The sequence below is a fragment of the Lysinibacillus sp. FSL P2-0066 genome (genome assembly GCF_037969495.1).
Classification (GTDB): domain Bacteria; phylum Bacillota; class Bacilli; order Bacillales_A; family Planococcaceae; genus Lysinibacillus; species Lysinibacillus boronitolerans.
This window is the reverse complement of record NZ_CP150202.1, coordinates 637,977-652,385: the sequence shown is the minus strand read 5'-3', so window position 1 is coordinate 652,385 and position 14,409 is coordinate 637,977. Positions and strand designations below refer to the sequence as shown.

At 36.6% G+C, this 14,409-nt stretch carries 7 protein-coding genes; 2 read left to right on the top strand and 5 right to left on the bottom strand.

Features of this window, described 5'->3' with window-relative positions:
• Positions 1–28: 28 nt before the first annotated feature.
• Complete coding sequence (locus tag MKZ14_RS03095) at positions 29–1,366, bottom strand: sigma 54-interacting transcriptional regulator (RefSeq protein WP_333006698.1); 1,338 nt, start codon at positions 1,364–1,366, stop codon at positions 29–31.
• A 181-nt stretch (positions 1,367–1,547) separates the two neighbouring features.
• On the opposite strand from MKZ14_RS03095, the gene pruA reads away from it, so the two are divergent.
• Together pruA and MKZ14_RS03085 are read left to right on the top strand one after the other, a co-directional pair.
• Positions 1,548–3,092, top strand: a complete 1,545-nt coding sequence (pruA, locus tag MKZ14_RS03090; protein WP_066036915.1) for an L-glutamate gamma-semialdehyde dehydrogenase — start codon at positions 1,548–1,550, stop codon at positions 3,090–3,092.
• Between the two features lie 275 nt (positions 3,093–3,367).
• Positions 3,368–5,338 (top strand): S-layer homology domain-containing protein, encoded by a 1,971-nt coding sequence (locus MKZ14_RS03085; RefSeq protein ID WP_333006696.1) that lies wholly within the window; start codon positions 3,368–3,370, stop codon positions 5,336–5,338.
• A gap of 355 nt (positions 5,339–5,693) precedes the next feature.
• On the opposite strand, the gene MKZ14_RS03080 is transcribed toward MKZ14_RS03085, so the two are convergent.
• From MKZ14_RS03080 to MKZ14_RS03065, 4 genes are all read right to left on the bottom strand, one after another.
• Entirely contained in the window at positions 5,694–7,610 is a 1,917-nt protein-coding gene (locus MKZ14_RS03080) for an N-acetylmuramoyl-L-alanine amidase (protein ID WP_333006695.1), read from the bottom strand.
• Positions 7,611–7,841: 231 nt separating this feature from the next.
• Positions 7,842–8,753, bottom strand: a complete 912-nt coding sequence (locus MKZ14_RS03075; protein ID WP_009371892.1) for a C40 family peptidase — start codon at positions 8,751–8,753, stop codon at positions 7,842–7,844.
• 221 nt (positions 8,754–8,974) lie between these two features.
• Positions 8,975–10,042: an S-layer homology domain-containing protein gene (locus tag MKZ14_RS03070; protein WP_333006691.1), complete on the bottom strand. Its 1,068-nt coding sequence runs from the start codon at positions 10,040–10,042 to the stop codon at positions 8,975–8,977.
• A 200-nt stretch (positions 10,043–10,242) separates the two neighbouring features.
• Positions 10,243–14,241 (bottom strand): cell wall-binding protein, encoded by a 3,999-nt coding sequence (locus tag MKZ14_RS03065; protein WP_333006690.1) that lies wholly within the window; start codon positions 14,239–14,241, stop codon positions 10,243–10,245.
• Positions 14,242–14,409: the final 168 nt, after the last annotated feature.

Genomic DNA, 14,409 nt, shown 5'->3' with positions numbered 1-14,409 from the left:
GAACCTATCCAAAAAAGCGAAAACATCGTTAATCAATGTTTTCGCTTTTTTTATTGAGCTTATAGTTTTTAACACGATATTGGAGACTTTGTCGACGAATCCCCAATGCAGCAGCCGTTTTAGAAATATTTCCTTGATGAAAATCTAATGCCTTTGAAATATAGTACTCCTCTACCTCTTTCATATAGACATCTAATGGTCGAATATCCTGTTGATTTTTAATGACAAACAAATCACTCGTAGAAACCTCTTTTTCCGTCTCCTCACAAGCGCTTTGGATTTTCCATTTAAAATGCACGGGCAGCATATGTGATTCCACTATCGTTTCATTGGTGATCAATGAGGTAATTTCATCCAGCAAGACTTCTAATTCCTTTAAATTTCCCGGCCAATCGTATTTTAAAAAAGTATCTCGCACTTCATCTGAAAGCCCTTGAATAGATGAGCCAAAGCTATCACGATGCCTTTTGAAATAATCATCGATAAAAGGCATAATATCCTCTTTTCTTTCTCGTAAAGGAGGCACATAAATCGTAATACCAGAAAAAAGACGGTAAAGCTTTTTGGATAGCTCATGCTTTTGAATTAAATCAATTGGATCTTTGCCAACACTAGCAATTAAAACATGCTGATGATTAGGATGATTATTTAAAAGTTCAACAATCTTTTCTTGTGCCTCTAGAGATAAATATTCAATGCGCTCAGCAAAGAAGGTTATTTTCTCCTTTTCCACAATATATTTTTCAAATTGCTTTAATACCGTTTTCTCATCTCGACGGCAAATTAAAGCAATAAACATATCATTTTGCACCTTTAGGTCATGATGTATTCCCTCAGCAACCATATCAATCCCAGTACCTGATTCCCCTATCAACACAACAGGCATTCTACTTAGCGCCACAATTTTTGCTTTTTCAATGACATCCTTCATGACGGGTGACACAGCCGTGATGATGTCAAATGTCAATGGTGCGCCATATCTTCTTAGAGGCTGATACATCATGTATTCAAGCTGTGTTATATCTCGGGCAAATTCCACAGCGCCTATTAAAGAGCCTTCATAGTGCAACGGATAAATATTGCTTATGTAGGTCACTTCTTGATTTTTTTTATTCCAATACGTTTTTTTTATATTGTGCACTGGCGTTTCAGAGCTGAGGACCTTATAAATATCACTTTTTTCGATTTCAAAATCAATAATCTCTAAGGCTCGCCTCTCCTCAAACTCATCCTCATTGACGCCTTCCAATTCTCTCATTTTTTTATTGTATATAAGCAATTTACCCTCTGTGTCTACCACACAAATGCCCATATCGCCTTTTTCAATGACGTATTTATAAATACTTAGTAGTACCTTGTTATCCATTTTGCCCTCCTGTAATCCATTAAGCTTATTCTAACACCAATATGAAAAGCAGATGCAAAAATTAAAAAAAGTTTTAAAATTTGAGTTGATTAATGCCAAATTATATTGCATTATATAATTAACACAATCTTAAGAGGTGCATAATCATTTGGCACCATTTATCCATGGGGAGGAAACTGACATGATTCCATACAAACACGAACCATTCACAGATTTTTCACAAGAGGCAAACTACAATGCTTATGTAGAGGCTTTAAATAAAGTTGAAGGTTACTTAGGTCAAGACTACCCACTAATTATTGGTGGCGAGCGCATTACAACAGAAGATAAAATCGTTTCGTACAATCCTGCAAAGAAAACAGAAGTCATTGGTCGCGTTTCGAAAGCAAGCAAAGATTTAGCTGAAAAAGCGATGCAAGCGGCAGATGAAACATTCAAAACATGGAAAAAAGTTGATCCAGCCATTCGTGCGGACGTTCTTTTCAAAGCGGCAGCAATCGTTCGTCGTCGTAAACATGAATTCTCAGCTTTATTAACAAAAGAAGCCGGGAAACCATGGGCAGAGGCTGATGCAGATACAGCGGAAGCAATCGACTTCATGGAATACTATGGTCGCCAAATGCTACGCATTAAAAACGGTCAGCCAGTCGAAAGCCGTCCAGGTGAATACAATCGTTATGACTACATTCCATTAGGAATCGGTATCGTCATTTCTCCTTGGAACTTCCCATTTGCAATCATGGCTGGTACAACAGTAGCTGCTTTAGTAACAGGGAATACAGTGTTATTAAAACCAGCTTCTACAACGCCAGTTGTAGCGTATAAATTTATCGAAGTATTAGAAGAAGCGGGTCTTCCAGCAGGTGCGGTGAACTTCGTACCAGGTTCTGGAGCTGAAGTTGGTGACTACTTAGTCGATCATCCAAAAACACGCTTCATCAGCTTCACAGGTTCACGTGATGTTGGCTTACGTATCAACCAACGTGCATCTGTATTAAACGAAGGCCAAATTTGGATTAAACGTGTCATCGCTGAAATGGGCGGTAAAGATACAATCGTAGTGGATAAAGAAGCAGATTTAGAATTAGCTGCACAATCCATCGTGAAATCAGCATTTGGTTTCTCAGGTCAAAAATGTTCAGCATGTTCTCGTGCTGTCATCGTAGAAGATGTGTATGAGCAAGTGGTAAATCGCGTAGAAGAGTTAACAAATGCTTTAACAGTGGGTGACCCAACTGATTACAGCAACTTCATGGCAACAGTTATTGACCAAGCAGCATTCAATAAAATTACAGAGTACATCGAAATCGGTAAAGGCGAAGGTCGTTTAGTAGCTGGTGGTACAGCAGACGATTCAGTCGGCTACTTCGTACAACCAACTGTATTTGCGGACGTAGATCCTTCTGCTCGTATTATGAAGGAAGAAATCTTCGGACCAGTGGTAGCCATTGCAAAAGCAAAAGATTTCGACCATGCGATTGAAATTGCAAACGATACAGAATACGGTTTAACAGGCGCTGTTATCACAACAAACCGTATGAACCTAGAAAAAGCACGTGAAGAATTCCATGTAGGAAACCTTTACTTCAACCGTGGCTGTACAGGTGCTATCGTAGGTTACCAACCATTTGGTGGCTTCAACATGTCAGGTACAGATTCAAAAGCAGGTGGCCCAGACTACCTACAGCTGCATATGCAAGCAAAAACAACTTCAGAAATGCTTTAATAATTACTTCAATAAAATGCCGTACATTGTTTCTTAGTAAGCAATGTACGGCATTATTTTTTTGGGGGTAACACAAATGACATATATAATAGAAGAAACTCATGTGAATTTCGGTTCACTTTCCTTCCCTATTTAAAACTAACTTTCACACCAAATTATAAAAGCATACTTATTACCTATAAAACGTTGGTATATTTTATGGCATTTCTAACATTTGACCCTTATCTTGATTGTATAACTTTGTTAAAATGATATCAGTTTAGGAGGGTAAAACTATGAAAAAACTATCAATTTTTATGTTGCTCATGATGCTTGTTAGTCTAGTCATTTGGCAGCCTCAATCTGTCTATGCAGACGAGCTATCAGGACATATGCATGAAAGTGGTCTACGCTATTTAATTCAGAAAGATGCATTACTAAAGGATGCAAATGGAAGCTATCGTCCAAATGCTACGGTTACACGCGGTGAATTCGCCACATACATAGCAAAAGCATTAAATTTGGACACAAAGAACGAGATAACGTTTACAGATGTGTCAGACACGTATTTATTTGCAAATGAAATTAAGCTTGCCGCTACTGCCGGAATTATTACTGGCTATACGGATGGCTCATTTAAGCCAGATGACCGTATTTCAAGAGAGCATATGGCAGTGATGCTAATCAGAGCAGTTGATTATTTAAAAATACCAAAAGGTACTTCTTCTATTACCTTCAAAGACAATGCAACTATTTTTAAAGATTTCCGTCAGGATGTTGCAATCGGTGCACAATTAGGACTTATTAAAGGAAGCTCCAATGGCATGTTTTTACCAAGAGACAATGCCACAATTGGTGAGGCATCGACATTTATTCTACGATTAATTCTTCTTGCTGATCAGCTTGAAGCTGGTAAAAATGAAAACAATGGTAACTCCGAAAATAATGGTAATACTAATAATAATGGGAACAACAATAATACTGGTAATAACGGTAATACTACTGCATATATCGTCAAAGAAGTTTCCAATGGTAACTTGGTAGACAAACAAACCTTTACTAGCTTTGAAGCAGCTGAAAAGGCGATGACGACTAGTTCCTTAGTGATTACTCAAAATGATAAAATTATTAAAATGACTTCAGGTTATGTTGTAACGAATAATTATGTTGCTCTAAATTCTGAAACGATTAAGGATCAAATCGCAGTTGCGGGTAATACAGAAATGGAGTATCTAGGTAGTGATGCCACACAAGTAAAAGTACGCTTAGCTGGTCATACTGGCTATTTAAAGCAGGCTGACGTTACCTTAATTCCTTCTGCTTTAGTGAAAGGCCGTTCTTATTACACAAATGAGTACGGTGAAATAAAACATACTTTATATGATTATAAAACTAATAAATATTCTGCTAGTTACGTGTATGGCAAGGCACCTAGCTTTATGAAGCAGGGTGAGAAATACTTTAGCTGGGATGGCATCAACTTTACCAATGCTGATGGTTCTTCAAAGGGAGAAGCCTATAACTACTATCAGTTCTTACCAGCTCGTGCAGCAACTCAATATACAGCAGATGAGCTAGATCAATATATTGTGGGAAAATTAGCAGAGGTTGAAAGCTCAGGTGCTTCGATTTATAAAAATGCCACAACTAAAAGTAAACTACTTGGTTTAGGCTCTGTATTAAAAGAAGTGGAAGCCAATTCTCATATCAATGCTATGCTTATTTTATCTCTAGCACAGCATGAGAGTGCCTATGGTATGAGTGATCACGCGCAAAACCTAAACAATCTATTTGGATTATATGTCTATGATACGAATCCTCTGAACAAGAAGTTTGATAGTGTCGAAGCCAATATTTATGAGTTGGTTGAAAAATTCTTACAGCCAAATTATATTACGCCAGGTGGACGTTATACCAATGGCGCAGTTGTTGGCTCTAAGGCTATCGGCTTCAATGTAAAATACGCTTCAGATCCATTCTGGGGCGCAAAAATTGCAGGACATTACTATCGTGCAGAAAAAGCTTTAGGCTTTAAAGATGCAAATAATCCTTATAAAATCGCTCTCACAACAACTGCTGGACTAAATGTTCGTGCAGATGCATCAACAAGTCAAAGTCCACTTTTCACATTTAGTAAAAGTAATATGCCTGTCATCGTTACAGATACAAGCTCAAATGGTTGGTATCAAATTGTTTCAGATAAACTAAACACTGAACCTGGATATATAAGTAAGGATTATATTAAATTCATCAATACCGTGAAATAACGTAAATGGCTGTCTCTTAATAAATGAGACAGCCATTTACTGTTGTTGAAAAAAGATAAAGTTACTGGCAAAAAGGCCTTTTTATAAGGCAGGAGGTTGATTTCCGTTTCGCCAGGGTCTCATCTGTGACGCTAGCGCGTTGGCTCCTCTCCAATCACCCATGTGCAAAAGTGTCTTTTCCTTATCTTTCATACTAGCTAGCTAGCAAGCAATCTAATTAGCTTTTATTTGTATGATTAGAGAAAATTTTATGGCCATTTTATCAATTAGTTTGTATTTTTCTTATATGGGTATATAGAGAATAAGAAAAACGATTCCAAAGGCTAGCACATCTTTGGAATCGTCTCTTAATCAATTATTGTTTTTTATAATATTGCAAAATACCATTATAAATAGATTCTGCAAATAATTTAACGTATTGATCATTTGTCATTTTACTGTTATCCTCTGCATTCGTTAAGAAACCAAGTTCTACTAGAATAGAAGGGATCACCATATTACGAATTACGTAGTATTGCTCTTGCTTGACACCACGATTTTTCATATTTAAATTGTTGACAATTTGATTATTAACAAATGTCGCTAAATCAATGTCTTCCTGATACATATCTCCTGTAGATATTGCATAATATGTTTCAGTACCAGACGCTGACGTATTAGCAGCAGAGTTGACATGAACACTTACAAAAATTTCACCATAGTTTGCTTGTGTAAAGTCTACGCGATCTTGTAAGGATGGATACGTATCACCAGTACGTGTCATATAAACTTTTGCACCAGCATTCTCTAGTAATTGTTTCACTTGTATGCTGACTTTTAATGTAATGTTCTTTTCAGAAGCAGAGCCCTTTACTGTACCTGGATCTTTACCACCATGACCTGGGTCTAGGATGATAATACGATTTTGTAAAGGTTTAGCTGTTTGATTTAATAGTTTCAAATAAGACTTGTGAACATAGCCTGATTGGCCATTATAGGTGATTTCTGCCCAGTAACCATTGATGTTATTAACTTGGACATACTCTCCTTTATTCAGCTTAAATAACACGGCTGATGTAGAGTTACTTTGACTGCGAACATTTAAATTAGCTACCGTTACTCTTCCTAGCACATCACCAGAAGCTGGTGGTGTTGGATTTGGATTTGGATTTGGCTTTTCTTCCTCCACAATATCCGTAGTGCTATTCGCTACAATATAACCTGGTAAACCATTTACTTGTGTTAAGTAGTAGCCACCTGTTGTTTTGTAAACGGGAAGCTTTTCGTTCGCTTTAATCGATGAAATTACTTTTGCTGAAGATGTAGGCTTCACATATAAATTGACAGCATTTTTTGTCGTTACTTCTTTTTCGACTGTTCCTAACGCATTACCATCTGCATCTACAAATTCTGCATATTGCTTATAGATGTAGGCATATGCGCCTTTATAAGTAACCTTTAGCCAATTACTTTCAACAGCGTAGACTGATAATTTACCGCCTGTATTGACTTTGCCTACAATGTTCGTGCTTGAAGTAGAATCTTTTGTCTTACGGATGTTTAACCCATCTGTAGTGACCTTCACTAAGCCAATAACTTGTGATGTATCTGGAACTTGTACACCTTTTACAGGAAGCTCTAATCGATATTTTTCACTGTTTGCACGTGCAACGAATAATGAAAATTGAGAACGTGTTACAGTGCTATTCGGTAAATACGTATTACCTGTTCCGTTGGTAATGCCATTATAATAGATTGTATTGATGTATTTCACATATTCATGTGTAATTCCTACATCTGTAAAAGGTGAGTCGATCCCCTCATACTCACTAGTATCTAAATTAAAAGCCTTTGTTAATACATAACTCATTTCTCCACGAGTTAGAGGCTTATTTGGTAAGAATTGACCTTTTATATTTTTGTCGAAAAATCCTAGCTGTACAGCACGTTCTATATAACCTGACATTTCAGTGCCGACTGTAACATCTGAAAAGCTAGATTTATTTACAACTAATGGTTTATTACCAGAGGCAACAACAACCATTTTAGCTGCTTGTCCTCTTGTAACACTATTATTTGGGCCAAAGACTCTCTTACCATTCACAAAGTAACCTTGAATTACCCCCAAATTTACTAAATAATTAATTTCTTCATAGGCTGGGTGATTTTTAGTAACATCTTCAAATGTTATATTTGAATTGTTAGCTGCACTGACACTTGCACTATGTATCGTAAACATAGAAGCCGAAATGAATAAGACGCACAAGATAAGACTAATTTTTTTGATGTTCAATGTCTTATTTCCTCCCTTCTTGTTCTCTTAACGTGTCCATTTTAACAAAATTAGCTAAATAAAGCATCATACAATAGAACTGTTAAAATTTAATTTTCCAATTCACATCCTTTCCTACAAAATTATCATAAAAATAGAAGAGTCTGCTATTGCAAACCCTTCTTCCATTATACGCTATTCAAAAGATCATTTCTTGCAATCTATGACACAATTAAAGTGTTAACTATGAACTTATTGTTGAATTCTTTCAATAAATACTTTTAATTGTTCGATTTTTAGTAATTCATCAGAACCGAAGCTACCGTCTCCGTCACCATTTGTAATGCCATTTGACGCTAGAGTAGAAACATATTCATTAGCCCAGCTCTTTTGAGGCACATCACTAAAAGCTACACTTCCACCATTATTTTCAAGACCAAATGCTAGCACTAATACTTTAGCAATTTGTGCACGCGTAATTGGTGAAGACGGGTTGAATTTACCATTTGCATCGCCTTCAAAGATACCTAATTTTGCTACAGCTGCAATAGCACCTGCATGAGCATATGTAGGTTTTACATCTACGAAACTAGTAGTAGTATCAGATGTATCTAAGTTTAAAGCTTTTGCAATTTGTACTGCTACCTCTGCACGAGAAGCATATACGGAAAAGTCAATAGCTGCTTGTTTTACTTCAGCCTGTTGTTGAGCATCAAATGTTGCTACACGTTTAGCACCTACATAACGATCGCCCCAATAATATGGGTCATTAACATTTGAATAGCTTACACCTTGACCAGTTTGAGAGTGGATCATTTTACCATCACCTATGTATATCCCCACATGTGAAATACCACTACCACTTGTATTGAAAAATACTAAATCGCCAACTTGAAGATCACTCTTGGCAACTGCAGTACCTTGTTGATATTGAGATCCCGACGTACGGTTTAATTGAATGCCTAAGTCTGAAAATACTTTAGAAGTAAAGCCAGAGCAATCAAAACCGCTTGTTGTTGTACCGCCGTATTTATATGGAACACCTAAATATTTAGAAGCTGTATCAGTTAAATCTGCTTTAGACGCTGCTTCAGCAGTATTAATATTAGTAGTTGAAAATAACATAAATGATGCAAAAATCGGTAATAACCATTTCTTATTCATACTTTTGTTATACCCCTCTCAAAACTTTTTTGCCTATACATAGACTATCACAAAAGAGGCGAATGTTATTTTTCAATTGTGTAACGGTTTTAGACAGCAAAAAAACGCTGTAATACCAACGTTTGGTGGTATTTCCAGCGTTAAAAAGGGGATTTTTTTATCGTAATTTGGAACTTTCGTAACATTTCTGTAATATTAGCGATTCTTTGTTACACAACAACTTATTGACTAGAGAACATTTGGACCCAATAGTAATTTCCTTTGCTATCCTGTGCAATTGCAACACCTGTGTTCGTATAGTGCTCTTTTAAAATATTATCTCGATGGCTAGGTGAAGCCATCCATGCCTTAACAGCAATTTCAGGTGTTTTAATATTTCTAGCAATATTCTCTCCAAAACTTGTATAATTGTAATCAAATAATGTCGCTAAATCCCAGGGTGCCCCATAAAATGGAGAAACGTGTTCAAAATAATGGCGATTTACCATGTCCTGCGCTTTAATAATGGCAATTTGTGTAAGTTTCGAATCATAAGCAACAGGTTCTAGCTTATTCTTCTGTCTTTCAACATTTATTAATTCAATCACCTTTTTTGACCACTCAGAAGAAAGGTTTACAGTTGGGATATAATCCTTTGCTAGATAGTCATAGGCTACTTCCAATGCCTTAATTTTTTGTTGAAAAATCATGCTTCGCTCAACAAAAACAGCAAACTGTGCACGTGTTACCAATTGGTCAGGTGCAAAATGTTTAGCATCCACCCCACCAATAATGCCGATATCTGCTAAGGATTCGATATAATCTTTTGCCCAATGAGTACGCGTAATATCCGCAAACTGGCTATTATTTTTGCTATCTACTTTAATTTGGTAAGCTAGTGCTAGCATTTTTGCCACCTGCATACGCTTTAAAGGCTCTTCTGGATGAAAGGCCTCACTCTTTTGAATGACTCCCAGTTTAACAAGCTGGCAAATTTCCTTGTAATATGGATGCGTTATAGGAACATCCTTGAATTTAACAGGGTTCTCAATGTCAATGTTAGTTTGAAGAGAGCGAGCAATGGCAGCGGCAGCCTCTGCCCTTGTAATAGCTTGCTCTGGCTTAAAAGTGTTGTCGTGATATGTAGTCATATATTGTTTTGTGAGCATATGTTGAATCGAGGCATTTGCCCAGTATGAATTTGTCACATCTACTGCCTTAGCAGACGCTGCTTCTACTTGACTAAAACTAGTTAAACTTCCTACGGTTGCAGCTATTGAAAGTACCATTATACTCAATAATTTTTTCAACAGGGCGACCTCCTCACGTTGGCAAAATGAAAATGTATCAAATGGTACCTCCCAATCAAAGCGACCATTTATACTATAAGATACGAATTTCAGATGATATAGTTTCACTTTTTTGGAAATTAATATTAGGATTCATTTTTTCTTACTTATAAAAGGAGTTTTCCCGTTATATTGATTGGGAAAACTCCTTTTTTATCATACTATTGAATCATTTTAAGATAGTCTTCTAGAATGCGGTAATTATACACTAAGCCCTGTTGCTCAATTGACAAATTACTATAATCTTTTTGAGCAGCTAACACTTTTTTCTCGAATGAGGAGCTGTCTGGATCAATATTTCCAATCGCTTGAACAACTTTGAGAACGGCAGCCACATCTTTTTCTGCCTGCTTTAAGACATCCTCATTAATGACCTGTCCTTTAATTTTAGAGTCCAATGCCTTATAGGCAGCAACGGCATTCGCCACATCTTCAATATACGTTGAAGAGCTTGGAGACAGTCCCGCTATGATCTCCACAACCTTCTTCACATCAGCTAAACTTTTCTCTGCTTCGAGTAAAAGAGCATAATTGGAGATACGTTGTTTATCTGTCGTATTCAAACTATCATATTCTTTACGCGCCGCTTCCACCATGCCAAAGTAATATTTATCCTTTGGATTCAATTTAGCAATATTATTATAAACCTTTATAACATTATCTAGCGAAAGCAATAGCTGGTCGTTATAAACATAGCGACGTTGTTCCGCATTGAGCTTATCATAGGCTTTTAAAATCTTTTGGTATTGGCTATTCATATCTTTTGCCGTTAGCAATCGGTCTATATCTTCTACAATACTCATTACAGGCTTTATTAGCTTTTCCTGATCTTGTAGCACTTTATAATTTTGAACAGCCCGTTGCTGATCCTTTGGTAAAGCATTGTAAGCAGCACGGATTTCTTGAATACGTTTCACATATTGCTTTGGATCAACGGATGGTAAGTCATCAATCATTTGCATGACATTACCAGCCCCTAAAATACTAGACTCCGCTGCTTGCAATAAGTAGTAGTTTGTCACATATTGCTTCATATCGTCAGGTAGTGCATCGTAAAGTGAGCGTGCTCGTGATGTATCTTGAAGGAATGTGTTACTTGAAGATTTAAGTTTACTAATCAATTCCATTACATTAGAGACAGGCTCGAATTTTAAGAGAATATTAATATTATCGATGTATTTTTTTTGATCTTTCGATAATTTATCATACGCTTTACGTGCTGAGTTTACCTTACTAACAAAGTTTGTTGATTCTGGATCTAGTTCATTAATTTGAACCATCACACTTAAAATTGGTTTCACTGCTTTTTCACGTGTTGTTAAATCTTTAATATTCGTCACTAATTTCTTTTGGTCAGATGACAGCTTATCGTATGCTACACGCGCATTCATCAGCTTCGTTAAATAGTCAGCATCTTGCACTTCTGTTAATTTAATTAGCTCGACTACACTCTGTGCTAATCCTTGTTCATTCTCTGCTGCTACCAGTGCATCATAGTTTACGATCGCTTGCTGCTTCTCTGCTGGCAAGGCATCATAAAGCTCACGCGCTGTTTTCATATCTTGATAGAAAGTTTTACTTGTTGGCTTTAACGACGCAATAAGACCAATCAAGGAAGCAACATCCTCTACAGCTGTGAGATTAGCATAGTTTGTTACACGTTTTTGGGAAACTTGATCAAGTGCATTATAGGCTTTACGTGCATCAAGAACCTTTTTTGTATAATCCTTATTTGTTGGGTTTAAGGCATCGATCATTTGAATCACCTTGATTACCGCCTTATTATCCTTTTCGTAGGAGCTTAACACTTTGGCTTGCTCCACTAGCTTCTGCGCGTTCTTATCCATTGCTTTATATTCTAATGTAAGTTCTGCTACCTTTTTGACAAATGTGTCAGGGCCTTCATTTGCTAAGGCTAGAATACGGTCATCAAATGCTTTGGCCGTATTGATATAGCCTTGTGCGTTTGTTAGGTCCTGGCTATTTACTACCTTTGCCTTAAGAGATTCACCCAATTTATTAAACGCTTCTTGTGCTTTTACCACATCATCTTTATACGTTTTTTTAGAAGGGCTTAATGCACTAATTTGTACCATTACATCAATCGCAGGAATTAGATCTTTTAAATCTTTATAATTTTGGACAAACGTCTTATTCTTATCATCTAGCTTCGCGTAAGCCGTATAAGCTGACTTTGCTTTAGAAATATAGCTTTTTGAATTAGAATCTAGTTTTTCAAAGAGAGAGATAACATTAACGACTGATTTATAGGATTTCTCTAAATCTGTTAACACTTTAATATTTGTTACACGCTTTTTAGCTGTTGATGATAACGCATTATAGTGAGCTCGTGCATCCAATATTTTTTCAATAGCTATATTGCTATTTAACAGATCAATTTCCGTTGTAACAGCCTGTACCGCTTCTTCCTCTTTAACTAAAGCATCTATTTTGTTTTGCAGCTGTGTTTTCAAATTAGTAAGAGCTGTTTCATGCCCTTGCAAAGTCGTATCTAATTTCTCCACTGTCTCTTTCAACTTGGTAAGCTGTGTACCGTAGTCAGTTGTCGGCTTTAATGTATTAATCGTTTTCGATGCTTCTGCGTATGTTTGAAACAGCATTAGCTTTGTCGCTCCCTGCACTAGCTTCTGATCATTTTCAGTGAGCTTATTAAAGGCAGTCCACGCAGATAAAGTTTTACTTTCAAATGTTTTGGCGGCAGGATCAAGGCTATCAATTAACTTATCTACCTTTAAGGCAGCACCTAAATTTTTCTCCCACGCTGTGAGCTCTGCTAGATTATTGACGATTTTTTTCACATTGGACGCATTGATATTTGTGCCTGAAGGATTATTATAGGCTTCGCGTGCAGCTTTAATAGCAGCTACTTTATTAGCTTCTTCTACAACATTAATGGCTTTAATCTTTCCTTCAATATCCTCTGCATATGCAATATTTGCTAACGCCAGATCTAGGTCTCCTATGTTTTTAACAAAACCTTTACCTTCCGTTAAGAGATCGTATTCCGCTTTTATGTCTTTGACTGTTGTACGGTATACATCTTCTTTGGATACACGCAACCCTGAAATGCTTTTCGAAATATTTGCTGCTTTAAGATATTGTGCAATACTTTCATATTCCGTTTTTAATAATTGTTTGGAGGCTGCATCCAGACTATTGTAGGCTTTCTCAATAGCCGTCACAGCACTAATAAAGCTTGAGGCTGAAGTGAAATCTGCAGGTTGCTTACCTTTTAACTGTACAATGCTGGAAGTCACTTTATCTAAAGCAGATAAACCTGACAAGGCATCCTTATACTTCTTAAAAGGTGTGATTTTATCATCATTTGGATTATAAGCTTCGACCACTTTCTTTTGCTCTGCTGTCAGCGCATTATAATTCGTGGTAAAACTATTCATTCCAGGAGAAATAGCTGAATAATCCGTAGATTTCTCCAATAACTCAACTAACTGATCTAATTCTGTAATGACCGGTTCTACTTTTGCTACGTCCACTTTCAGCTTACTTAACTTGTCAACATCCATTCCCTTGCCTTTAAAATAGACATTGCGTGCTATTTCATCATAGCCATATTGCAACACTGTGCCACGAACTGTTGAGGCAATATCCTTCGCCCCATTATTAAGTGCAGCAAGAACAACTTGGTTGAATTGGTCTTGCACATATTGATAGGATGTCGCTGTTGATTCATCTCCTAAAAATGTTTCATATTGGCTTTGTACATTTTTCACATCGTTAATAAATGTTTTGCTGGTATATGAAATAGTACCCATCTTATCGCTAATTTCCTTAAGCTTCTTTAACAGTAGTCGTTGCTTAACTACATAGTCATATTTCGCTTGTATAAAAGCTTTTTCATCGGCATTAAAATCAGCTGAATTTTGTACAATCGTTATATCACCATCTGCAATAACCATTTCATTATCTGATGAATTCTCTGATAGCTTGCCAAATTGTGCAATAAGTTGTTCCCTTGCTATAGTTGCTGCAACCTCATTTGCATAAGCTACCTTTTCTGATTGTATTGAGATGTGCTCCTGTCCTTCGTTGTCCTGTGCGTGTGCGTTCGCTATAGCCGTAGGTGCCAATAAAAGACCCGTTATGACCCCTGCTGTCAATTTTCGATTCAATCGAACCACCCTTTCATCGTTTATGTATAGGAAAATGATTGTACTCATTTTCATTTAGAATTTATGACTTTAGTATCGGTGTAAATTGCTTGATTTCAAGCCATTCTAATATATTTACAAATTGAGACATATCAAAAGTAATTTTTCTAAATTACTAGCTAGAAAAACAGGAAGTTA